This is a genomic window from Alkalicoccus luteus, assembly GCF_052061695.1.
GTDB classification, from domain to species: Bacteria; Bacillota; Bacilli; order Bacillales; family Salisediminibacteriaceae; genus Alkalicoccus; species Alkalicoccus luteus.
In genome coordinates this window covers 401,882-423,539 of sequence record NZ_JBPZEY010000001.1, presented here as the reverse complement: position 1 = coordinate 423,539, position 21,658 = coordinate 401,882, and the positions used below count along the sequence as shown (strand labels likewise).

The 21,658-nt window shown below is 50.1% G+C and carries 21 protein-coding genes, 15 tRNA genes and 1 rRNA gene; 33 read left to right on the top strand and 4 right to left on the bottom strand.

Annotation, left to right across the window (positions count from 1 at the left end):
- Nucleotides 1–122 precede the first annotated feature (122 nt).
- From rrf to ACSZLD_RS02115, 16 genes are all read left to right on the top strand, one after another.
- Nucleotides 123–239 (top strand): 5S ribosomal RNA (gene rrf / locus ACSZLD_RS02190).
- Nucleotides 240–248: 9 nt separating this feature from the next.
- A tRNA-Ala gene (locus tag ACSZLD_RS02185) sits at nucleotides 249–324 on the top strand.
- A gap of 27 nt (nucleotides 325–351) precedes the next feature.
- Nucleotides 352–428: transfer RNA gene (locus ACSZLD_RS02180), tRNA-Met, on the top strand.
- 7 nt (nucleotides 429–435) lie between these two features.
- Nucleotides 436–528: transfer RNA gene (locus ACSZLD_RS02175), tRNA-Ser, on the top strand.
- Between the two features lie 29 nt (nucleotides 529–557).
- A tRNA-Asp gene (locus tag ACSZLD_RS02170) sits at nucleotides 558–633 on the top strand.
- 11 nt (nucleotides 634–644) lie between these two features.
- A tRNA-Tyr gene (locus ACSZLD_RS02165) sits at nucleotides 645–729 on the top strand.
- A gap of 7 nt (nucleotides 730–736) precedes the next feature.
- Nucleotides 737–810: transfer RNA gene (locus ACSZLD_RS02160), tRNA-Trp, on the top strand.
- A 15-nt stretch (nucleotides 811–825) separates the two neighbouring features.
- Nucleotides 826–901, top strand: a tRNA-His gene (locus ACSZLD_RS02155).
- An 11-nt stretch (nucleotides 902–912) separates the two neighbouring features.
- Nucleotides 913–987 (top strand) — tRNA-Gln (locus tag ACSZLD_RS02150).
- A gap of 18 nt (nucleotides 988–1,005) precedes the next feature.
- Nucleotides 1,006–1,080, top strand: a tRNA-Gly gene (locus ACSZLD_RS02145).
- A gap of 7 nt (nucleotides 1,081–1,087) precedes the next feature.
- Nucleotides 1,088–1,164, top strand: a tRNA-Arg gene (locus tag ACSZLD_RS02140).
- A 26-nt stretch (nucleotides 1,165–1,190) separates the two neighbouring features.
- Nucleotides 1,191–1,264 (top strand) — tRNA-Gly (locus ACSZLD_RS02135).
- Between the two features lie 21 nt (nucleotides 1,265–1,285).
- Nucleotides 1,286–1,362, top strand: a tRNA-Ile gene (locus ACSZLD_RS02130).
- 5 nt (nucleotides 1,363–1,367) lie between these two features.
- Nucleotides 1,368–1,442, top strand: a tRNA-Glu gene (locus ACSZLD_RS02125).
- 6 nt (nucleotides 1,443–1,448) lie between these two features.
- Nucleotides 1,449–1,524 (top strand) — tRNA-Lys (locus tag ACSZLD_RS02120).
- 519 nt (nucleotides 1,525–2,043) lie between these two features.
- Nucleotides 2,044–3,489 carry an NADP-dependent glyceraldehyde-3-phosphate dehydrogenase gene (locus ACSZLD_RS02115; protein ID WP_444684103.1) on the top strand — a complete coding sequence of 482 codons (1,446 nt, stop codon included), beginning with the start codon at nucleotides 2,044–2,046 and terminating at the stop codon, nucleotides 3,487–3,489.
- A gap of 60 nt (nucleotides 3,490–3,549) precedes the next feature.
- Here the strand turns inward: ACSZLD_RS02115 and ACSZLD_RS02110 are convergent, their stop codons facing one another.
- Nucleotides 3,550–4,362 carry a DUF6612 family protein gene (locus tag ACSZLD_RS02110; RefSeq protein ID WP_444684102.1) on the bottom strand — a complete coding sequence of 271 codons (813 nt, stop codon included), beginning with the start codon at nucleotides 4,360–4,362 and terminating at the stop codon, nucleotides 3,550–3,552.
- A gap of 150 nt (nucleotides 4,363–4,512) precedes the next feature.
- On the opposite strand from ACSZLD_RS02110, the gene ACSZLD_RS02105 reads away from it, so the two are divergent.
- The 6 genes from ACSZLD_RS02105 to ACSZLD_RS02080 all read left to right on the top strand — a co-directional run bounded on the left by ACSZLD_RS02105 (nucleotide 4,513) and on the right by ACSZLD_RS02080 (nucleotide 9,812).
- Nucleotides 4,513–4,725 carry a PLDc N-terminal domain-containing protein gene (locus ACSZLD_RS02105; RefSeq protein WP_377910312.1) on the top strand — a complete coding sequence of 71 codons (213 nt, stop codon included), beginning with the start codon at nucleotides 4,513–4,515 and terminating at the stop codon, nucleotides 4,723–4,725.
- A gap of 79 nt (nucleotides 4,726–4,804) precedes the next feature.
- Nucleotides 4,805–5,302, top strand: coding sequence for an Lrp/AsnC family transcriptional regulator (locus ACSZLD_RS02100; RefSeq protein ID WP_377910311.1), 498 nt, complete (start codon nucleotides 4,805–4,807; stop codon nucleotides 5,300–5,302).
- Nucleotides 5,299–6,486, top strand: coding sequence for an aminotransferase (locus tag ACSZLD_RS02095; protein ID WP_444684101.1), 1,188 nt, complete (start codon nucleotides 5,299–5,301; stop codon nucleotides 6,484–6,486). The genes ACSZLD_RS02100 and ACSZLD_RS02095 overlap by 4 nt, the downstream gene beginning before the upstream one ends.
- A 68-nt stretch (nucleotides 6,487–6,554) precedes the next feature.
- The gene (gene yugI / locus ACSZLD_RS02090) at nucleotides 6,555–6,968 is read left to right on the top strand and encodes a S1 domain-containing post-transcriptional regulator GSP13 (protein ID WP_168008199.1); all 414 of its coding nucleotides are present in this window, start codon (nucleotides 6,555–6,557) and stop codon (nucleotides 6,966–6,968) included.
- Nucleotides 6,969–7,136: 168 nt separating this feature from the next.
- Nucleotides 7,137–8,303 carry an iron-containing alcohol dehydrogenase gene (locus tag ACSZLD_RS02085; protein WP_444684100.1) on the top strand — a complete coding sequence of 389 codons (1,167 nt, stop codon included), beginning with the start codon at nucleotides 7,137–7,139 and terminating at the stop codon, nucleotides 8,301–8,303.
- A gap of 150 nt (nucleotides 8,304–8,453) precedes the next feature.
- On the top strand, nucleotides 8,454–9,812 hold the full coding sequence (locus ACSZLD_RS02080) for a glucose-6-phosphate isomerase (RefSeq protein WP_444684099.1): 1,359 nt from the start codon (nucleotides 8,454–8,456) through the stop codon (nucleotides 9,810–9,812).
- A 351-nt stretch (nucleotides 9,813–10,163) separates the two neighbouring features.
- Here ACSZLD_RS02080 and ACSZLD_RS02075 read toward each other — a convergent pair whose 3' ends face one another.
- Nucleotides 10,164–10,793, bottom strand: a complete 630-nt coding sequence (locus ACSZLD_RS02075; protein WP_444684098.1) for a nucleoside/nucleotide kinase family protein — start codon at nucleotides 10,791–10,793, stop codon at nucleotides 10,164–10,166.
- Between the two features lie 127 nt (nucleotides 10,794–10,920).
- Between ACSZLD_RS02075 and ACSZLD_RS02070 the strand changes: the two genes are divergently transcribed.
- The 3 genes from ACSZLD_RS02070 (at nucleotide 10,921) to ACSZLD_RS02060 (ending at nucleotide 14,218) form a co-directional block, all read left to right on the top strand.
- Nucleotides 10,921–12,534, top strand: a complete 1,614-nt coding sequence (locus ACSZLD_RS02070) for a long-chain fatty acid--CoA ligase (protein ID WP_444684097.1) — start codon at nucleotides 10,921–10,923, stop codon at nucleotides 12,532–12,534.
- A 68-nt stretch (nucleotides 12,535–12,602) separates the two neighbouring features.
- A complete protein-coding gene (locus ACSZLD_RS02065) occupies nucleotides 12,603–13,928 on the top strand; it encodes an MBL fold metallo-hydrolase (RefSeq protein WP_444684096.1) in 1,326 nt (441 codons plus the stop codon).
- Complete coding sequence (locus ACSZLD_RS02060) at nucleotides 13,925–14,218, top strand: DUF3006 domain-containing protein (protein ID WP_377910303.1); 294 nt, start codon at nucleotides 13,925–13,927, stop codon at nucleotides 14,216–14,218. Before ACSZLD_RS02065 ends, ACSZLD_RS02060 begins: the two co-directional genes overlap by 4 nt.
- A gap of 162 nt (nucleotides 14,219–14,380) precedes the next feature.
- Here ACSZLD_RS02060 and ACSZLD_RS02055 read toward each other — a convergent pair.
- Together ACSZLD_RS02055 and ACSZLD_RS02050 are read right to left on the bottom strand one after the other, a co-directional pair.
- Nucleotides 14,381–14,456: transfer RNA gene (locus ACSZLD_RS02055), tRNA-Ala, on the bottom strand.
- 67 nt (nucleotides 14,457–14,523) lie between these two features.
- A complete protein-coding gene (locus ACSZLD_RS02050) occupies nucleotides 14,524–14,682 on the bottom strand; it encodes a hypothetical protein (RefSeq protein ID WP_377910302.1) in 159 nt (52 codons plus the stop codon).
- A 105-nt stretch (nucleotides 14,683–14,787) separates the two neighbouring features.
- Here ACSZLD_RS02050 and ACSZLD_RS02045 point away from each other — a divergent pair, with 105 nt between their 5' ends.
- The 8 genes from ACSZLD_RS02045 (at nucleotide 14,788) to ggt (ending at nucleotide 21,647) form a co-directional block, all read left to right on the top strand.
- Nucleotides 14,788–15,402: a class I SAM-dependent methyltransferase gene (locus ACSZLD_RS02045; RefSeq protein ID WP_444684095.1), complete on the top strand. Its 615-nt coding sequence runs from the start codon at nucleotides 14,788–14,790 to the stop codon at nucleotides 15,400–15,402.
- A gap of 53 nt (nucleotides 15,403–15,455) precedes the next feature.
- Nucleotides 15,456–17,294 carry a UbiD family decarboxylase gene (locus tag ACSZLD_RS02040; protein WP_444684094.1) on the top strand — a complete coding sequence of 613 codons (1,839 nt, stop codon included), beginning with the start codon at nucleotides 15,456–15,458 and terminating at the stop codon, nucleotides 17,292–17,294.
- Entirely contained in the window at nucleotides 17,291–17,479 is a 189-nt protein-coding gene (locus ACSZLD_RS02035) for a hypothetical protein (RefSeq protein ID WP_444684093.1), read from the top strand. The genes ACSZLD_RS02040 and ACSZLD_RS02035 overlap by 4 nt, the downstream gene beginning before the upstream one ends.
- A 3-nt stretch (nucleotides 17,480–17,482) precedes the next feature.
- Nucleotides 17,483–17,803: a peroxiredoxin family protein gene (locus ACSZLD_RS02030; RefSeq protein WP_377910329.1), complete on the top strand. Its 321-nt coding sequence runs from the start codon at nucleotides 17,483–17,485 to the stop codon at nucleotides 17,801–17,803.
- Nucleotides 17,804–18,202: 399 nt separating this feature from the next.
- Nucleotides 18,203–18,556, top strand: a complete 354-nt coding sequence (locus ACSZLD_RS02025) for a hypothetical protein (RefSeq protein WP_377910297.1) — start codon at nucleotides 18,203–18,205, stop codon at nucleotides 18,554–18,556.
- Nucleotides 18,557–18,687: 131 nt separating this feature from the next.
- Entirely contained in the window at nucleotides 18,688–19,281 is a 594-nt protein-coding gene (locus ACSZLD_RS02020) for a DJ-1/PfpI family protein (protein ID WP_377910296.1), read from the top strand.
- 5 nt (nucleotides 19,282–19,286) lie between these two features.
- Complete coding sequence (locus ACSZLD_RS02015; protein ID WP_377910295.1) at nucleotides 19,287–19,910, top strand: fumarylacetoacetate hydrolase family protein; 624 nt, start codon at nucleotides 19,287–19,289, stop codon at nucleotides 19,908–19,910.
- Between the two features lie 96 nt (nucleotides 19,911–20,006).
- Nucleotides 20,007–21,647 (top strand): gamma-glutamyltransferase, encoded by a 1,641-nt coding sequence (gene ggt / locus ACSZLD_RS02010; RefSeq protein ID WP_444684092.1) that lies wholly within the window; start codon nucleotides 20,007–20,009, stop codon nucleotides 21,645–21,647.
- Nucleotides 21,648–21,658: the final 11 nt, after the last annotated feature.

Genomic DNA, 21,658 nt, shown 5'->3' with positions numbered 1-21,658 from the left:
CGTGCAGCGGAGAGATACTAATCGATCGAGGGCTTAACCAATGAACATCGTCGCTCGGCAGAGCGACCAAGACACACGATTCGTTTTCGCGTTATCCGGTTTTGAGCGGGTACGCTCATGTATCCAGTAGCGACAGCGGTGAGGTCACACCCGTTCCCATGCCGAACACGGAAGTTAAGCTCACCAGCGCCGATGATAGTTGGGGGCTCTCCCCCTGCGAAAGTAGGACGTTGCTGGATTTTTTATTTGGGGCCTTAGCTCAGCTGGGAGAGCGCCTGCCTTGCACGCAGGAGGTCAGCGGTTCGATCCCGCTAGGCTCCACCATTACTTAGTTTCATATATATTATTTGCGGCGGTGTAGCTCAGCTGGCTAGAGCGTACGGTTCATACCCGTGAGGTCGGGGGTTCGATTCCCTCCGCCGCTACCAATGTTTTGGAGGAGTACCCAAGTCTGGCTGAAGGGATCGGTCTTGAAAACCGACAGGGGTGTCAAAGCCCGCGGGGGTTCGAATCCCTCCTCCTCCGCCATTGATTTTTTAAGCAATTTTTATTATACTGGTCCCGTGGTGTAGCGGTTAACATGCCTGCCTGTCACGCAGGAGATCGCGGGTTCGATTCCCGTCGGGACCGCCATTTTTATATGTGGAGGGGTAGCGAAGTTGGCCAAACGCGGCGGACTGTAAATCCGCTCCTTCGGGTTCGGGAGTTCGAATCTCTCCCCCTCCACCAACTTCACAGGGGTATAGTTTAATGGTAAAACGAAGGTCTCCAAAACCTTTGATGTGGGTTCGATTCCTGCTACCCCTGCCATACATACTTATTAAGGCGGTTGTGGCGAAGTGGTTAACGCACCGGATTGTGATTCCGGCATTCGTGGGTTCAATTCCCATCAACCGCCCCATATTAAATTTTAGGGCTATAGCCAAGCGGTAAGGCATCGGATTTTGATTCCGTGATTCGCAGGTTCGAATCCTGCTAGCCCTGCCATTTTCTTAAATCGTATATGCGGGAATAGCTCAGTGGTAGAGCACCACCTTGCCAAGGTGGGGGTCGCGGGTTCGAATCCCGTTTCCCGCTCCAGATATTTGCGCCCGTAGCTCAATTGGATAGAGCGTCTGACTACGGATCAGAAGGTTAGGGGTTCGACTCCTCTCGGGCGCGCCATTCTCAAATTAAATAGTTTGCCTGATGCGGGTGTAGTTTAGTGGTAAAACCTCAGCCTTCCAAGCTGATGATGTGGGTTCGATTCCCATCACCCGCTCCATTTTTATGTCTTTTTTGGTGGGGGCCTGTAGCTCAGCTGGTTAGAGCGCACGCCTGATAAGCGTGAGGTCGGTGGTTCGAGTCCACTCAGGCCCACCATTTGAGGCCCGTTGGTCAAGTGGTTAAGACACCGCCCTTTCACGGCGGTAACACGGGTTCGAATCCCGTACGGGTCACCATATTTCGAGCCATTAGCTCAGTTGGTAGAGCATCTGACTTTTAATCAGAGGGTCGAAGGTTCGAGTCCTTCATGGCTCACCATGTTTTCAATTTTCAAGTCTTCTGTGCATGCAGAAGGCTTTTTTTCTTGTACTGAACCTTCAACGCAGCAGAGATAGAAGTGTAGAGCATTTGACACACTATTTCCGTAATGTCTGGCACTTTATTTGACCAGTATTGAGGTTCATACAGGTAAAAATCGAACTTCGCTATGGTGTCCTGTTCCTAATTGACATGAAAATGCTTAGCCAGTTTGAGCTTGATAAAATGACGCAGCCTGTATCCACAGTGCTTTATATGGATGATTATGGATATACAATCATGAATAGAGATTTTCCGGAGGGAATTTCAAGTGAACGCAGTCATAGAAAGGGATCGCAAGGATTGTAAGCGTATCCAGTTTGTCAGATTTGTTGCCATCTAGTAGATTGTGCTCAAATAAAACACATGAAGAATGAATTTTTCTTGAGCAAACCTCTTGTTTGTAAATGTTTTCACGTGGTTTAATATACAACATTACCTCATTAGAGGGCTAAACTATGAAACGGAGCGTGAGTAAACATGGCATTACGTCAAGACAATAAAAAGTTTCATACCCTGCTGAACAATAAGTGGGTTGGAAGCAGCAGTGGAGAAACTGTCAAGATTTACTCTCCGGATAATCAGGAAGTGACTGGGGAAATTCCGGCATTAAGCCAGGCTGAGGTAGATGCAGCAGTTACAAAAACTGCGGATGTACAGCCGAACTGGGAAGCACTTGACGGAACGGAACGATCTGAACTGCTTCACCGCTGGGCTCAGGAGCTCGAAAAAATGACGGATGAAATTGGTGACATGATTCATAAAGAAGTGGGCAAGACGCTCTCTGCAGCGAAGAGCGAAGTAAAGCGTACCGCTCAGCTGATTCGTCACACGGCTGAAGAGGGTCTGCGCACACACGGAAGCTTTATTCAGGGCGATGCCTTTCCTGGCGCCTCAAAATCAACGAAGGCGATGGTACAAAAGGTACCTCACGGTGTGGTGCTCGCGATTGCCCCATTTAACTACCCGGTAAACCTGGCAGCATCTAAAATTGCTCCTGCGCTTATTACTGGGAATACAGTTGTATTTAAGCCTGCTACACAGGGGGCTGTCAGCGGACTGCTGATGGTGGAAGCTCTAGTGAAAGCCGGACTTCCGGAAGGCGTTCTTAACGTTGTAACGGGACGAGGTTCTGTTATCGGTGATTTTGTAGTGACACATCCGAAAATTGACATGATCACCTTTACCGGGGGCACGGCGACCGGACAGCATATCGCCAAGAAGGCGTCCATGATTCCGGTTGTGCTTGAGCTTGGAGGAAAAGACCCTGCGATTGTGCTGCAGGATGCAGACCTTGATAAAGCTGCCAAAGAAATTGTGAGCGGTGCGCTCAGCTATTCCGGTCAGCGCTGCACGGCTATTAAGCGTGTAATGGTTGTAAATGAAGTCGCAGATGAGCTCGTTGCTAAAGTGAAGGAGCGTGTTGCAGCTCTGAAGGTCGGACCATCTTCTGATGATGCGGATATCACGCCGATGATCGACCAGAAATCTGCTGACTTTGTCGTATCACTTATCGATGATGCGAAGCAGAAAGGCGCTACTGTGGTGCATGAGGGTATTCAGGAACAAAACCTTCTCGGACCGACGCTTCTTGATAACGTGACAGAGGATATGGAGGTAGCATGGGAAGAGCAGTTTGGACCAGTGCTTCCATTTATCCGTATCTCCAATGAACTGGAGGCAATTGATCTGGAGCGCCGCAATGAATACGGTCTTCAGGCCAGTATCTTCACAAAGAATCTGGAAAATGCCTTTACGATTGCTGACAAGCTGAATGTTGGCACTGTTCAGGTGAACGGTAAAACATCACGCGGGCCGGATCACTTCCCATTCCTCGGCGTGAAAAACTCTGGACAGGGCGTTCAAGGGATTGGCCGCAGCATTGATTCCATGCTGCGCGACAAAGTACTCGTTCTGAACCTGTAAATACAGCAGCATGAAAAGAGCGGCCGGGAAAATAGCATCCCGGCCGCTCTTTATAATTTGTTAGAATCCGCCCATGCCGGCATCATCAACCTCTTCTGCATTGTCGAGCACGTCCTGGGGAATTTCAATAGGCTCTACCTCGTTAAAGTCATACATGTTCATATCCATGCTTTGCTGCATGACAGCCGTTTCTCCCATCATTTCCATGGACATCGTAATATCTATTACGCCACGGGTCTGATAGTACGTTTCTTTATCAATATGAACAGTATAAGCAAAGTCTTCAAAATCAATGTTCTCCATCATCATCATCATTTCGTCGAAGCCGTCAATTCCAGCTCCACCGGTGCTTTCAAGGAGCTCTTCGGCATCGATTTCCTCGCCGGAGAAATGGATCACATACTCATCATCGGTTTCTTCCATGTCGACATCCGATACATAGTCACGAAGCTGCTCAAGCTGCTGCTCTGGGCTTGTCTGAGCCTCTGCCATGGAAAGCATGTCATTCATGCTGTCGTCCGGAAGCTTCATCCATTCGCCGGTCATCGGATCCTCCATGTAAAAACCATCTTCCGAGTGAAAGTAGGAGTTGTAAGCCATTGTATCGTCCATCTCTTCCATTGTCATCGTTGTTTCCTGAAAGAATGCCATTGGATCATTCGTGATATTCATGCTGCTTTCGGCGTGAATGTTCATTGTCTCGCCCTGTGCTTCAATCTGCTGATCGATGATGCTGTCAGCGCGGTAGGACTCCGCTTCCTCCATTGTTTCTGCTGACTGTATGAGAACGTCTTCTGCGCTCTCATCGGTGCCGCATGCTGTCATCATTCCGGCTGCACCAGCAAGACAGAGCAAGGCTCCTGATTTTTTCATAAGGCTTCATCCTTTCATCGAGTCTGATAGATTAACGTATGAAGACGTGGGAAAGTTTCATACGGCTCTGGTTTTTTAGGTGGAAACAAGATACGATAGTGGCGGTTGGTGCCTTCATCATACCATTTATTGCAGAAAAGAGGGAATTTAATGGAAGGAATTGAAGCGGTTAACTGGGAGCTGATTGCTCCGTTTGTATTACTGGAGTTTTCGCTTACGCTGGTGGCACTGGTGCTTTGTATCCGCCAGGAAATGACAAAAGAACGAAGACTCGTATGGATATTGATTATTATCTTTATTAATTTTCTTGGACCGATCATTTATTTGCTTTTCGGCAGGCGCAAAAAGAAGACTGGGGATTGATTATTCGAACAATTCCAGCTGAGAGCTAGAATGGATACGGATGCTGGTGTAGAATAGGGACATTGAGGAGGGACTATTCATGACTGAAAAAGAAAGGGAACTGCTGCTTCTGATTGAGAAGGAAGGTCGGATGCCTGCAGAGAAACTGGCGAAAATGCTGGATATACAGCTTAACGAAGTGAAGCAGATGCTTGAAAATCTGGAAAAGCGGAGCGTGATTCTCGGCTATTCAGCGGTGATCGACTGGACTAAAGCGTCAGGGACAGAAATGGTGACGGCGATGATTGATGTGAAAGTGACACCGAAGCGAGGGGTCGGCTTCGACGAAGTGGCAGAGCGAATTTATCGGTTTAAGGAAGTGAAGGCGTGCTACCTGATGTCAGGTACATATGACCTTTCTGTCGTGCTGGAGGGAAGAACAATGTCAGAGATTGCAAATTTCGTATCAGAAAAACTCTCAACGCTCGATTCAGTTATCTCGACGACGACTCATTTCCAACTGAAAAAATACAAGCACGACGGCATTATATTTGAAGAAGATGACGATGAAGATCCGCGCATGGTGGTATCACCATGACACAGGTTAAAAAGCATGAAGTGAAACTCTCCCGTGCAGTGGAAAGCATTCAGCCATCCGGGATACGGCGTTTTTTTGATATGGCTTCTTCGATGGAAAATATTATTTCACTCGGGGTTGGGGAGCCGGACTTTACCACCCCATGGAACGTCAGGGAAGCGAGTATTCACTCGCTCGAATCAGGAAGGACGTCGTATACGGCAAATGCCGGTTTGATCGAACTGCGCGAAGCGATCAGCGATTATATGCTGGAGCGGTTTGACGTTCATTACCGTCCGGACGATGAGGTGATCGTCACGGTTGGAGCGAGTGAGGGCATCGATATTGCGCTGCGGAGCGTCGTTGATCCAGGCGATGATGTACTTATTGTGGAGCCGTGCTTCGTGTCCTACGCGCCGCTTGTATCGATGGCTGGGGGGCAGCCGATTCCGGTTCCTACCTTCATGAAGGACGATTTTCAAGTCACATTAGAAACACTTGAAGAAAAAGTAACTCCAAAAACGAAGGCGCTGATGATCTCCTTTCCTAACAATCCGACTGGAGGAGTTATGGGACGGGAAGACTTGGAAAAGCTGCGATCGTTTATTATTGAGCATGACCTCGTCGTATTGTCAGACGAGATCTATGCCGAGCTTTCCTACGATCAGGAGCACGTGAGTACGGCTGCAATCGAAGGCTTGAAGGAGCGTACGATATTGATTTCGGGATTTTCCAAGTCCTTTGCGATGACCGGCTGGCGAGTCGGATACGTCTGTGCACCTGCTGTTTACGCTGCTGCCATGCTGAAGATCCATCAGTACGCGATGATGTGTGCCTCAACCATGGCACAATATGCAGCTCTGGAAGCTCTGACAAATGGGCGCCAGGAGATGGAAGAGATGATCACGAGCTACAGGCAGCGGCGGAACTTTTTCGTGAAGTCTCTGCGGGAGGCAGGTCTTTCTTGTCACACTCCTGGAGGTGCATTTTATGCGTTCCCATCCATCACAGCGTCAGGACTCACGTCAGAGCAGTTTGCCGAGCAGCTGCTGCTGGAACAGCATGTTGCTGTTGTACCTGGACATGTGTTTGGCGAAGGCGGGGAGGGGCATATCCGCTGCTCCTATGCAGCTTCCATGGCCCAGCTGGAAGAGGCTGTAGACCGGATTGCAGTCTTCATGAATACACGAAAAAAGGAATGGTAAAGCCCTTTGTTTTTTAACGAAATCCGTGTTATAATTACACAGTTAAAAAATATTTAGGAGTTGTTTTCATGTCAGGTCAATACGAAGTTGGAAGTATCGTTGAAGGAAAAGTTACAGGAATCAAGCCTTTTGGTGCATTTGTTGCGCTGGACGAGAAGAAGCAAGGTCTTGTACACATTTCCCACATTGCACACGGTTACGTGAAGGATATCAATGACGAGCTGTCTGTAGGGGACACTGTTAAAGTCAAGATTCTTTCTGTCGATGAAGCTTCAGGTAAAATCTCTCTTTCCATTAAAGAGACACAGCCGAAGCCGGAGCGCCAAGAGCGTCCACGCCATCAGGGCGGCGGCGGTCCTAAGCGCGGCAACAGCCAGCAGAGCCAGCCGCAGGGCTTCAACACGCTGGAAGATAAGCTGAAGGATTGGCTCAAGCAGTCTAACGAAATCCAGGCTGATCTTAACAAGCGCATCAAAAAGTAAGTTCCTGTCTTTTTCTTTAAGGAACGCCGGCTCGTCCGGCACTTCCACCGAAAAAAGCACTGCCTCCGGGCGGTGCTTTTTTTGCGTCAGTCAGATTCGTTGCATCTCCAGAATGATTTCGGGATAATAAACGAGTGATCGTAATCAGTTAAAGGAGTGACAGCTGCAATGGAAAACTTTACGTATCAAAATCCGACGAAGCTCATTTTTGGACAGGGACAGGTACAGGAACAGCTCGCAGATCAGCTCGGAGCTCTCGGAAAAAACGTGATGGTCGTCTATGGTGGCGGCAGTATAAAGAAAAACGGACTGTACGATGAAGTGATGGGAATATTAAACGACAATGGCTTTACCGTGCATGAACTGGCCGGCGTTGAACCGAACCCGCGTGTCGATACGGTTCGTAAAGGGATAGAAAAAGCCCGCAGCAACCAAGTGGATGCTTTGCTTGCTGTAGGAGGCGGCAGCGTTATTGATGCTGTGAAGGCGATGGCTGCCGGAGCCAAATATGACGGCGATGTGTGGGATCTTGTCACGAAGAAGGCGAAGCCGGAAGCGGCACTCCCATTTGGAACAATTTTGACACTCGCTGCCACAGGCTCGGAAATGAACTCCGGTTCGGTTATTACGAACTGGGAAACACACGAGAAGTACGGCTGGGGAAGCCCGCTCGTGTTCCCGGCATTTTCTATACTGGATCCCGGCAACACGCTCAGCGTGCCGAAGGATCAGACTATTTACGGCGTGGTTGATATGATGACGCACGTGCTGGAGCAGTACTTTCATCCGCAGGACAATACGCCGCTTCAGGAAAGAATGTGTGAAGCCGTACTTCGCACCGTGATCGACGAAGCACCCGGCCTTGCAAATAATTTGGAGGACCTGCAAAAGCGTGAAACGGTGCTCTATTCCGGCACAATCGCGCTGAACGGTACGCTCCAGATGGGTACCCGTGGTGACTGGGCGTCCCACAACATCGAACACGCTGTATCAGCCGTATATGATATTCCGCACGCCGGAGGGCTGGCCATTTTATTCCCGCAGTGGATGCGTCATCATCAAAAGCTTGGGCAGAAGAAGCTTGTCCAGCTGGCAGAACGTGTCTGGGGTGTAGCACCGGCAGGCAAATCGGATGCTGAACTCGCTGAAGAAGGAATTCAGCGCCTAGAAGAGTTCTGGCAGAATCTTGGAGCACCTGCCCGTCTTGCTGATTACGACATTGACGATTCCCGGCTCGAGGACATGGCAGACAAAGCGATGATCAACGGACCGTTCGGGAACTTTAATAAGCTTGAAAAAGACGATGTGCTCGCAATCTTACGCGCCTCTCTATAATGCTTTTAAAAGCCGCTGAATTCATTTTCAGCGGCTTTTCTTTGCAAATGACATGTTGACAGCGATTACAGAACGACGGGCGCTTGCAACTTGGCGGCGGTTTTACTAAAGTGTTAAGTGGAAGTAAAAATGAGTATGGAGGAGACTACAATGTCTAAAACCATTTCGTTCGACTATTCAAAAGCAGCAGGGTTTGTCAGCCAGCATGAGCTCGATTTTCAGCAGAATGCCGTTTCTGCAGCCCACAAGGCACTTCATGAAGGTACAGGCGCAGGCAGTGATTTCTTAGGCTGGATGGATCTTCCCGTCAACTATGATAAAGATGAGTTTTCCCGGATTAAGCAGGCAGCCGAAAAAATCAAATCTGATTCCGACGTTCTTCTCGTTATTGGCATCGGAGGCTCGTATCTGGGAGCCCGTGCAGCGATCGAAGCGCTGACGCATTCCTTTTACAATGAGTTGAGCGGCGAGAAGCGCAAGACGCCGCAGGTATTTTTCGTCGGCAATAACATCAGCTCCACGTATGCCAAGCATCTACTCGATGCGATTGAAGGGAAAGACGTATCGATCAACGTCATTTCCAAATCCGGAACGACAACGGAGCCGGCGATTGCCTTTCGTATTTTCAGGGATTATGTCGAGAAGAAGTATGGCGTTGAGGAAGCACGCCGCCGCATTTATGCAACGACCGATAAAGAAAAAGGAGCGTTAAAGCAGCTGGCATCGGAAGAAGGCTATGAGTCCTTCATTATTCCGGATGACGTCGGCGGGCGCTTCTCCATTTTAACAGCTGTCGGCTTGCTGCCGATCGCAGCTGCAGGGCTCGATATAGACGCGATGATGCAGGGAGCAGCAGATGCGCGCACGGCTTATGAGAGCGACAGTCTGAAGGAGAATGAAGCTTACCAGTATGCGGCTGTGCGTCAGGCCCTTTATCAGCGAGGCTACTTGATTGAGCTGATGGTTAACTACGAGCCTGCGCTTCATTTTACAGGGGAGTGGTGGAAGCAGCTCTACGGAGAGAGTGAAGGAAAAGACGGAAAGGGACTGTTCCCTGCAGCCGCAGACTTCTCAACGGACCTGCATTCCCTCGGTCAGTACGTACAGGACGGTCGGAGAGACCTGTTTGAAACTGTACTGAACGTCGGTACGCCGCAGGAGGAAATGACGATTGAGCGTGACGAGCAGGATCTCGATGGCCTGAACTACCTGTCCGGGAAAACGATGGACTTTGTAAATGCTAAGGCGTACGAAGGTACATTGCTTGCACACCTGGACGGCGGTGTTCCGAACCTGATCATCGACATTCCTGAACTGACAGAATATCACTTCGGCTACCTGCTTTATTTCTTTGAAAAAGCATGTGCCGTAAGCGGCTATCTGCTCGGGGTTAATCCGTTTGATCAGCCGGGTGTAGAAGATTATAAGCGCAACATGTTTGCCCTGCTTGGCAAACCAGGATTCGAAGCGGAAAAAGCTAGCCTGGAACAGCGTTTGAAGGATATGTAATGAGTAGCCCTGCCCCGTCTGAATTCAGGCGGGGCAGCTTTTTTATGTTAACGAAAGCAGCCTGACTGGAGCGAGAGCTAGTCGCAGAGGAAATTTTTAGGCAGGGTATCGTTTAGAAAGGCAGGATTGCTACTCATGAAAGTATTCAACTATTGGGGACAAACGTGTTAGCCCGGCTCCGGAAATCATCAGCATCGGCCGCCAAAGCGTTAATCTCGCCCATCAAGTGTTCACGAGCGTTCACTTACGGCTGTCAGAATAAAAAAGCATGATCTGCCAAGGTCAAATATTCAACTTCCACCTGAAAGTGTTCGACTTTGTCGCAGCCTTCGCTTCCTGGCAGGTGCCGGCTTATGACAGCTGTGCTTCACACAATACGACTATATCCGCCCTCTGCTTTGGACGGCAGGTGCGGAGGTAGCAGGCTTCCGCCGGCCAGTAGCGATGCGTGTACTTGCGCAGCCGTTCCTGCAGTGTCCCGATATAGGCATCCCGCTTTAAGGCACGGCGTTTTCGAACCGGTGGGGGACAGTCCAGGTAAACGGTCAGATCGAGCTTGTGCTGCCATTCCGGGCGCTGCAGAAAAATACCTTCGATAATCAGGATCCCAGAGGCCGAAAGCTGCAGCTGCTCATATACAATTTTATCTGTCTCCGGGTCGTAATAGGGGAGCGTCAACTGCCGCTTCTTCTCCTGCAGAGGTTGGAACAGGCTCAGTTCGAGCTGCTTTACATCCCACTGCAAATACATATATTCAAACCACTCTTCCTGACCAGTCCCATAGCGGCAGGCTTTCGGCGTGATGAGCTCGTCCAGCCGGAGGAGCGTGACGGGAATCTGATCACCGCGAAGGCGGTCAGCGAGGCAGTCTGCCAGATGAGATTTACCGGCTCCAGCAAGGCCGTCAATGCCAATCGTCAGTAAGCCTTCGTGACGCCTGTACGTATCCAGTACATCGGCTTCCAGCTGTAAGTAGGTCACGATGCGTCTCCCCTTTCTATCTTCAATAGTAAATCAGGACTGACTATTCAGACAACTTATGGATTTTTGAAAGCGCTTTCTGTTAAGATAAGAATGAACGATCATTCATTTAATGGAGGGATGCTGTATGATGCACGGAGATTTACTCATAACGTCGATGCTTGAGCGAGCGGAAAACCTGTTTCCTGAGAAGAAGGTGATTTCGCGAACCGGGGAGAAGGTGCACCGGCTTACGTATCGGGAGATCGGCCGCCGAACGAGGCAGCTCGCGTCCACCTTGCAAAAGTCAGGACTGCAGCGAGGACAGAAGGCAGGAACGCTTGCCTGGAACCATCACCGTCACCTGGAGCTGTACTTTGCTCTTCCGGCAGTTGGAGCGGTTGTACATACGATCAATATCCGTCTTTCGCCGGAGCATATCGTCTATATTATCAATCACGCAGAAGACGAGCTTCTATTTGTAGATGCTGACATTCTGCCGCTCGTGGAAGCTGTCTATGACAAACTGACGACAGTAAAAGCAGTAATCGTCATGACGGACGAAGCCCTTCCTGAAACAAACATAAGCCCGGTTTATTCGTATGAGGAATGGATTGCAGACGGAGATCCGGAGTTTTCGTTTCCAGACGATATTAAAGAAACAGATCCAGCCGGGATGTGCTTTACGTCAGCTACGACCGGCAATCCAAAAGGCGTTGTCTATACGCACCGCTCCACCGTTTTGCACAGTATGAGCCTGTCGCTTGCTGATTCTGCAGCGCTGTCCGAATCGGACACCCTTTTGCCGGTTGTGCCAATGTTTCACGTCAATGCATGGGGACTGCCTTATGCATCGACATGGATGGGCGCAACACAGGTACTGCCGGGACCGCGTTTTACACCGGGTCTGTTAGCAGGAATGCTGCAGGACGAACAGGTCACTGTGACGGCTGGTGTGCCGACTATTTGGCTCGCTCTGCTGAAGGAGCTGGATGAAGGAAACTATGATGTTTCAGCGCTCCGGGCCGTCATTTGCGGCGGGTCCGCAGCTCCAGCCGGCATGATCCGTACATTCGAGGAAAAGTACGATGTCCCGTTCTTGCACGCATACGGAATGACGGAGACAAGTCCGCTCGTTACCGTATCACGATTAAAGAGCTATCAGCAGGATTTAACCGGAGACGACAGACTTGCCGTTCGGGCGAGACAAGGCCTGCTGGTTCCCGGCGTAGAAATGAAGGTGGTCGGCAGCGGAGGGACAGTCGCCTGGGATGATGAGGAAATGGGCGAACTGCTGCTGCGCGGGCCTTGGATCGCTGATTCCTATTACAAAGATGTTCGATCAGATGATACGTTCCGGGACGGCTGGCTTCATACCGGTGACGTGTGTACGGTCGATAAGGAAGGAACGATCAAAATTGTCGACCGGACAAAGGATTTGATTAAGAGCGGAGGAGAATGGATCTCTTCTGTTGATCTGGAAAATGAGCTTATGGCCCATGAGGATGTGTTTGAAGCCTCTGTGGTGGCCGTACCAGATCCACAGTGGCAGGAGCGTCCGGTTGCATGCGTCGTGCTGCACGAAGGACGAGAGGAAAATAAAGAGGTACTGCTGCATCATTTGGAACAGCGTTTTGCAAAGTGGTGGCTTCCGGATGACGTGCTGTTCATGGAAGAGATTCCAAAAACGTCCGTCGGAAAGTTTTTAAAGCGGGAACTGCGCGACCAGGTCCAGCAGCGCTTAGAGGCAAAACGACGATAAAGCCGTCGTTGGTCGGGCTGCCGTGGTACACTGAAGCCTACTAACCTATCGAAGGGGGAAGCGCAGACGTGGTTCGTTCATGGATCTTCTATTCAGCGTGTATACTGATAGCGGCAGGATGTGGAACGGAACAGCAAGGAGTAGAAGAAACGGACAATGCAGCTGAGGCAGAAAACGAAGACGTGCAGGTAGAAGAAGAAGCAGACAACGAATCCGAAGAAAATACAGACGAAGAAGCAGAGAACATAGCGGAAGAAAAGACAGACGACGAAACAAACAGCGGCGAAGGAAACGGAGACCTTGCAGAAAACAACTCAGCTGAGGAGGAGCATGAAGCGGAAGACGGAGCACCGCCTGAACCAGCCGGAGAGCTTTCCATTCATTTTATCGATGTCGGCCAGGCGGATGCCACTCTCTTCAGCCATGAATACGACGGTGAAGCGTACCATGTCCTGTTTGATACCGGCGACTGGAACCGGTCGGATGCTCTTCATTATCTGCAGGAACAGCAGGTGGACGAGCTGCAGGTGATGATAGGTAGTCATCCGCACGCCGATCACATCGGACAGATGGACAAAATATTGGAGAGTGGTATTGCGGTAGAGGAAGTGTGGATGTCTGGAGATGAAGCGACCTCGGATACGTTTTTACGAGTGATGGATGCGATCGAACGGCACGTACCGGTTTATGATGAGCCGCGGGCAGGGGACTCCTTCGATATTGGAGCGCTGCAGGTGGACGTGCTTCATCCAGCGGAGCTGACCGGAGATCTGCACGACGGGTCTCTCACCGTCCACGTCACATATGGGGACGTTTCGGTCCTGTTAACCGGTGATGCAGAGGACAGCGCCGAGCAGATGATGCTGAATCGGGATGAAGACGTAGAAGCTGATATTCTGCAGCTGGGGCATCACGGATCAGATACATCGACGACGCAGCCCTTTTTAGAGGCAGTAGACCCGGAGACAGCTATTTATTCTGCTGGAGCAGCGAACAGCTATGGGCACCCGCACGACGAGGTGCTGCAGCGCGTGGAAGATCATGGGGCCGATGTATACGGCACCGATGTAAACGGTACGATTATTGTTACAACCGACGGAGAAACGTACGAGCTGGAAACGGAAAAAGACGGAGAGCCGGAAGCTGCTCCTGAAGAAGAAGCGGACACAGCTAATGAAACTGGAGACGAAACAGCCCCTGCAGATGGATGTATAAACATTAATGAAGCTGATTCGGAACAGCTGGAGGAGATTGTCCATATCGGACCGGAAAGAGCCACAGAACTGATTGAAAAACGGCCATTTTCGTCCCTGGAGGAGCTGGAGCAGATTAATGGCATTGCAGCCGGCAGACTGGCTGATATTAAAGAGGAAGGGTTGGCGTGTGTGCCATGACACTAACATGCAGAGGTGTTCTAGACCGCATTGTTGATGATAGAACGGCTGTTATCCTGCTGGAAGAGCAGCAAAGGCAGCTGAATCTGCCGCTTTTGCACCTGCCGGCAGGTGCAAAAGAAGGCGACAGACTGCTCGTTGATCTGTCAGAGGCAGACGGCAGCGCAGGCCGGATAACCCTTGATCATGAAGCGACAAAAGCTTCCCGGGTGACCGCCTCTAAAGCGCGGAAGCGGCTGCTGAAAACGAAAGAGCGAAGCCGTTTTAAACGAAAGCAGACCCGGTCTTAACGGGTGCCGCCATTCTGACTTCTGGATAACGGAAGTCAGAATGGCTTATTTGTGTCTTTATCACAGGGGCAGAAACGAACAAGACGTGCGATCATAAAAGCGGTATGGCCATAAAAAAACAGAATTTCCACTGAAGGAAATCCTGCTTTAATAACATATGTATGGTGGAGCATAGCGGGCTCGAACCGCTGACCTCCACGCTGCCAGCGTGGCGCTCTCCCAGCTGAGCTAATGCCCCTTGGTTTGCTCACAAAAATGATTATACGTCAGAAGCTTCAGCGGATGCAAGCCTTTTTTCATTTTTATTAAAAGATCACGAAAAGAATATACCAGACGATACCCGCGACGATGGAAGCAATCAGCCCGGAAATGACGTTTTCTTTCATCAGCTTCTTATGCTTAATGTAATCAAACAGCGTCCAGCCGATAAACATCGTAATTGTAAATATGAATGCACCAAGCATTTCATCAGCTCCTTTTAACTCTGCCGCCTATTTTAGCAGAAATCACCTGTAAAGGACAGACTGCAGGAATCTGGTATACTGGACGACAGAGAGGGGGACGTCAGCGTGGCGATATTTGCGAAAGTGTACGATTTCATCATGCAGCCTGCAGATCAACTCATCGTGAAGGAGCTGCGAAAACGGCTCGTGAACCAGGCGGCTGGCCGTGTGCTTGAAATCGGCTCAGGAACAGGCCTGAACTTTGCCTACTATCCATCAGATCTGCAGGTAACGGCACTGGAGCCGGATGACGACCTCCGCAATCAATCGTTAAGCAGAATGATTAAAGCAGATGCGGACGTGAGCGTAGCGGCCGGAAAAGCAGAAGAGCTTCCGTTTGCATCTTCCAGCTTTGACACCGTCGTCTGTACCCTTGTGTTATGTACCGTTGAAAATCAGCCCCAGGCGGTCCGGGAAATCAGGCGGGTCTTGAAGCCAGAAGGAACATTGCTGCTCCTGGAGCATGTGCTGCCAGAGGACAAAGTAAGAAAATACGTCTTTACTCAAGCTGCACCGGTTTGGGAGAAAATGTGCGGGGGATGCAGACTGGACCGGCCGACAGAGAAGGTACTGGAGACATATGGATTTGAACCCGTTTCAAAACGGACGTTTGCAAGAGGGCTGGTGATCGAGATGGCTGCGAAACCTGTAACGAAATTGTCGCAGGTAAAGAGCGGCTGATGCGCGGAAATCCGTTAAACTAGAAAGCAGAGAGAACAGAAAGGGGAGACAGCATGTATCAAAGCATGGAAGACGCTGTTCTTGATTTAGAAAAGCACGGACACTTAGTCCGGATTAAAGAAGAAGTAGATCCAAATCTGGAGATGGCATCCATCCACCTGAAAGTGTTTGAGCAGGGTGGCCCTGCTATTTTATTTGAACGTGTAAAAGGCAGTCCGTTTCCGGCGGTTTCCAATATGTTTGGAACGATGGAGAGGTGCCGGTTTTTGTTTCGCAGCACGCTCGGAAGCGTGCAGAACGTCATGCAGGTCCGTCATGATCCAGCGGCTGCTCTGAAAAAGCCGTGGAAGCATGTGACGTCGGGAATCGCTGCGACAAATGCGCTTCCACTGAAGCGAAAAACGCTTGAGCCAGTCGGATTTCAGAAAATCTCTATAGATGAGCTTCCGCTGATTCGCCATTGGCCGGAGGATGGCGGAGCTTTTGTCACGTTGCCGCAGGTGTACTCGGAGGATCCTGAACAGCCAGGGATTATGAACGCAAATCTCGGCATGTACCGGGTACAGCTGAGCGGAAATGAGTTCGAGTTGAATAAAGAGGCAGGCATGCATTATCAGATTCATCGTGGAATCGGGGTGCATCAGTCGAAGGCTGTAAAGAAAGGCGAACCGCTTAAAGTTAGTATTTTTATCGGCGGACCTCCGGCACATACACTTTCTGCCGTGATGCCTTTGCCGGAAGGCCTGAGTGAAATGACGTTTGCAGGACTGCTTGCAGGCAGGCGGTTCCGCTACAGCTACGACAGCGGTGGATATGCTATCAGCAATGACGCTGATTTTGTCATTACCGGAGATATTTTTCCGGATGAAACGAAGCCGGAGGGGCCGTTTGGCGATCATCTCGGCTATTACAGCCTGACTCACGACTTTCCGCTGATGCGTATTCAAAACGTCTATGCACGCGAGAATGCCATCTGGCCGTTTACCGTCGTCGGACGACCGCCGCAGGAAGATACGGCGTTTGGCGCGATGATCCACGAACTGACCGGAGACGCGGTTCGTCAGGAAATTCCGGGAGTCAAAGAAGTGCACGCGGTTGATGCGGCAGGAGTACATCCGCTATTGTTTGCGATTGGAAGCGAACGCTACACGCCGTACCAAAAAACAAAACGGCCGGCAGAGCTTTTGACGATTGCGAACCGCATCCTCGGAACCGGTCAGCTCAGCCTGGCAAAGTATTTATTTATTACAGCGGGTGACGATGCCGTTTCGACGCATGACGAGGCAGGCTTCCTGCACTATGTGCTGGAGAGAATCGATCTGCAGCGGGATCTGCATTTTCAAACCGAAACGACAATCGACACTCTCGATTACAGCGGTACAGGGTTGAATACGGGCAGCAAGGTGATTGCAGCTGCTTATAGTGATAAACGCCGAGAGCTGGCTCAGGCAGTACCGTCTGCGCTGAAGCGGCAGGAGCTGATTGAAAAGACAGCGTTCGTTCAGCCTGGAGTAGCAGCGGTTGAAATCGGCAGCTATGCAGACGGTTCTGATGCAGAGCTGCTTGCCGAACAGCTGACAAAAGCAGGTGCAGATGATACACTGCCGATGATTGTCATCGTCGACGATGCAGACTTTACCGCTGCACAAACGAGTAATTTCCTTTGGTCCGTTTTTACGCGCAGCAATCCATCGCATGATATAAGCGGTGTCAATGAGCAATACCGCTTTAAACACTGGGGATGCGATCAAATGATTATCGATGCAAGGAAAAAGCCTCATCACGCACCACCGCTCGTAAAAGATGAAGCAGTTGAACGACGCACGGCCCGTTTTTTTGAACCTGGCGGAGTCCTGCATCACCTGCAACCGAAAGGAGACGCGAACGAATGAAAAAGCTGACAGCTATGTTTGCCGCTTTAGGATTAACAGCAGCCTGCTCCGCTGATAATCCGGATACCGAATCCTACAGTCCGGATGATTATCAGATTGCTTTCCCGTCGACAGACGGAAGTGAAACGGAGATTTTCACTGACAACCGGGCAGATCTCTATTATTACTTTACCGGAGTCAATTGAAGTATCTGCCTCTCTCAGCTAGTTGAGCTGAACGAATCATTGGATGAAATTGAAGACGCTGGGTTTACCCTCTATGCGATAAGCCCTGATCCTGCTGAAAACCATCAGGTTATCGCCGATCAATATGACCTGGATTTTGACATTCTCACAGATGTACAAGGAGAATTCGGGTTCACTCATGAGTTCATTGAAGAAGACCAGACCATTTACCGTGGATATGTAGCGGCTAATCCGGATTCAAACGAACTCGCGAAAGAAATCGACTACCTCCCTGGAGAAAATATCGAGGAAGTTCTAGACGTGCTTGAATCGATGCAGGATTAACTTGAAAAGACGTGCCTGGCTTGGATCCGAACTGGCCAGGCCTTTTTATGTACAAGGACAGGGAACTGCCGCATTCGCGAAGGTTGACAGCAGAAGCGCTCTGGGAACGTGAAGCAGCGAAGAAGCAATCATAAGTAGCGACATGCCCATATGGAGGAGAATAAAGGAATCGGCAGCCTTCCTTTTCATTCAGTTATTCTCTCATAGGCAACCATTAACGATGAGCGCAAATTGGACAACTGCCGCCCGTAAACGCTGTCTCTAACCTGATATATACTGCTCATCATGCAGGCAGCTCGATTCAACGAAGTGTCTGGAAGCAGCTCATTTCCCGGGAAATAGTTTTGAACAGGGCAATGCTGGGAAAAGGTTGATAATGATGCAGAAAGGGTGACGAGAATGACGATAAAAATGTCGGTTTACTTTCAAAACGAGAACGATGCTGAATCGCTGTCTGCAAGCTTAAAAAAGTTCGGGATTAATAATGAACGCGTGGAGCGTGTGCCGGAGGACGGGAGTAAAGAAATTGTCGTTATTCCTGCGGCCGGAATCAGCGGTGGATCGGCCACAGGGCAAGGCGGTCATCCGGGCATTTTTCAATCGCTCTCGAATTTACGCGAGACCATGACAGCTGATCATGGCTCACATGCTGACTATGTACTGGAATTTGAAGCGCCTGAAGAGAACAAGCAAGACATTATAGATGAGATTAAACAGACAGAGGGTTACGTTACAAAGGAGATGACGGAATAGCCTGCTGCTGACACACAATGACGAAACCCGCCGGCTCGGCCATTCCTAAAGAGAACCGGAGGCGGGCTTTTTGTCATTTCATAAGAGGCACTAATGAAGCGGCACATCGCTGCTGAGAGGGAGGTGCCGCGATGACGCGGAAATGGAAGGTTGGCATTTACCTGTTTGAAGACGTGGAAGTGCTGGATTTTGCAGGGCCATATGAGGTTTTTTCGCTGGCTGAAGATGAGGACGGCGATAAGTTGTTTGATGTAATTACGCTCTCGTACCGCGGCGGGCTGACGGCTGCTAAAAACGGACTTCGAATCGAAACGGAAAAATCGATTCAAGCCTGTCCTTCGCTCGACATTCTGATTGTGCCAGGTGGTCACGGAGCAACAACGAATGAAGTGTACAACAAAGATCTGCTTACTTTCGTGAAGCAGCAGGCGAAAACAGCCGAGCTGGTGATGTCCGTCTGCACAGGAGCGTTTATTTTGGCGGAGGCTGAGCTCCTCAATGGGCGTGAAGCGGTGACGCACTGGATGGATCGTGACGATCTGCAGCGCGCTTTTCCGGATGTCACCGTCCTGAAAGATACACGTTTCGTAGACGAAGGGCCTGTACTGACAGCCGCCGGCATTTCAGCAGGCATCGATGCTTCATTGTATACAGTTGGCCGGTTTGCCGGAGAGCAGGCAAAGCTGCGCACCGCGAAACGAATGGAATACGAAATCAGGGAGTGAGGCTTGTGGATATCCGTAACATCTACTGTGTAGGCAGAAACTACGCTGATCATGCGAAGGAGCTCGGAAATGAGGTGCCGGACGCACCAATGCTGTTTATGAAGCCGACACATGCTCTGGCTCACGGTGCAGATAAAACGCTTGACCTGCCTGAGGATGCCGGAGAGGTTCATTATGAAACAGAGCTTGTCGTCCTTTTTAAAGATACGTACAGCCCGGATAAATCTCTTCAGGAAATGATTGGGCAGACAGCAGTAGGAATTGATTTCACGTTGAGGGACCGTCAGGAAAAATTAAAGCAGAAGCGGCATCCCTGGCTTGCAGCAAAAGGATTTAAATATTCGGCTGCAGTCGGTCCGTTTTTTCCGTTTGATGAGAAGCAGTGGCAGCACACAACCTTCCGATTAGAAAAGAATCATGAGGTAGTTCAGGAAGGATCACCTGCTCAAATGATCTTTTCCCTGCGTGAGCTTGTCGACTTTACTGGTCCGCTTCTTGGCATCGGTCCAGGGGATCTGCTCTATACGGGTACCCCGGAAGGAGTCGGGAAAGTGCAAAAAGGGGATGAACTAGTCCTCTTTTACAACAACCAAAAAGCGGGTACATTTCGGATTCAGTCAAGCGAATAGAATAAAAATGGAACTTGAGGTGGGATAAAGCATGTTTATCCCACTTTTTTAATGGGAAGATTGGCTTTACATGAAATCTTAAAGGAGGATGGTTGCATGCAGCATTACACAGGAGCTAATGCGCCTTATTTTGATACTGGCAGAAAACCTGTTCAAGGAGTCAGAGGAGCAGTGACATCGCCGAACTATCTCGCTACTCAGGCAGGCGAGCAGATTTTGCGCCGCGGTGGTCACGCCGTGGAAGGGGCGATTGCAGTCAATACCGTTCTATGTGTCGTTTACCCTCACATGGCCGGCCTTGGCGGAGATTTATTTGCACTCGTTAAAAATAAAGATGAAGACGTTCAAGCCTTAAACGGCAGCGGCCGCGCCGGGGAAAATGCCTCACGCCGCTTTTATACTGACCAGGGCTATGAAGAAATCCCCGATCGTGGTCCGCTTGCAGCAAACACAGTTCCTGGAACGGTGGCAGCCTGGCAGGAGCTGCATCAAGCTTACGGCAACTTAACGTGGCCGGAATTGTTTGAGGAAGCGATTTATTTTGCAGAATCAGGATTTACCGTGACAGAAAAGTTCAGCCGGTTTCTGTTTGAAAAGCAAGAGGTCATTAACCAGCATGATAAAGCTGCCGCGATTCTGCTTCCAGGCGGGAACGTGCCTCAGCCAGGCGAGATCGTCAAGCAGCCGGAGCTTGCAGAGACGCTGCGCCGCATTGCGGAGGAAGGGGCAGAAGCGTTTTATTCAGGACCTATTGCAGAGCAGGTAACCGCATCGCTTCAGCAGGCCGGTGGACTGCTGACAATGGACGACATGCGCTCGCATGAATCCACATGGGAGACTCCGCTTTCTACAACGTATCATGAAGCATATGAAGTGTTTGAAATGCGTCCAAATACACAAGGGATTGCCACTCTCATGATGCTGAACATCCTGGAATATTTCCCTGTCGCCGCACTTGGAGACAACACGAAAGAATATTACCATGTGATGGCGGAAGCAGCAAAAGTAGCATTTACGTATCGTGATCAGTGGGTGACTGACCCGGCGTATGAACAAGTGCCGATTGAGTCGCTTCTTTCTGATGCACATACGAAAAAAATGGTCGATCAGATTGATTTACACAAGGCATACCCGGTTGCAGATCTGCCGCGGCTTCCGGAGCTTTCCGTTAATAAAGATACAACATTCTTTGCAGCCGTTGATACGGAAGGAAATGCTGTCTCAATGATTCAAAGCATTTATCATGAATTCGGTTCCGGCTTTATGGCTGATGGAGGATTTCTGCTTCAGAACCGAGGCTCTTTCTTCAGCCTGGATGACGATCATCCGAATCGGCTGGATCCGGGAAAACGAACATTCCATACGATTATTCCGGCACTCGCTTTAAAAGACGGAGATCCGTTCCTTCTGTTCGGGACAATGGGAGGAGAAGGACAGCCTCAAACACAATGCGCACTGCTGACAAGAATTGTTGACTTCGGCTACAATGTCCAGCAGGCGATTGAAGCACCTCGCTGGCTGTACGGAAGAACGTGGGGCGAAAACAGCTCTTCTCTCAAAATGGAAAAGCGGATTCCGGACAGTATCTTAACGGCGCTTGGCGACCTTGGCCACGAAATAGAAATTACGCCCGGCTATTCGCAGCAAATGGGCCATGCGCAGGCTGTATTATTCCGTCCAACGTGCTATGAGGCGGGAGCAGACCCCCGTGGAGACGGCATCGCACTTAGCTGGTAACACATGAAGCA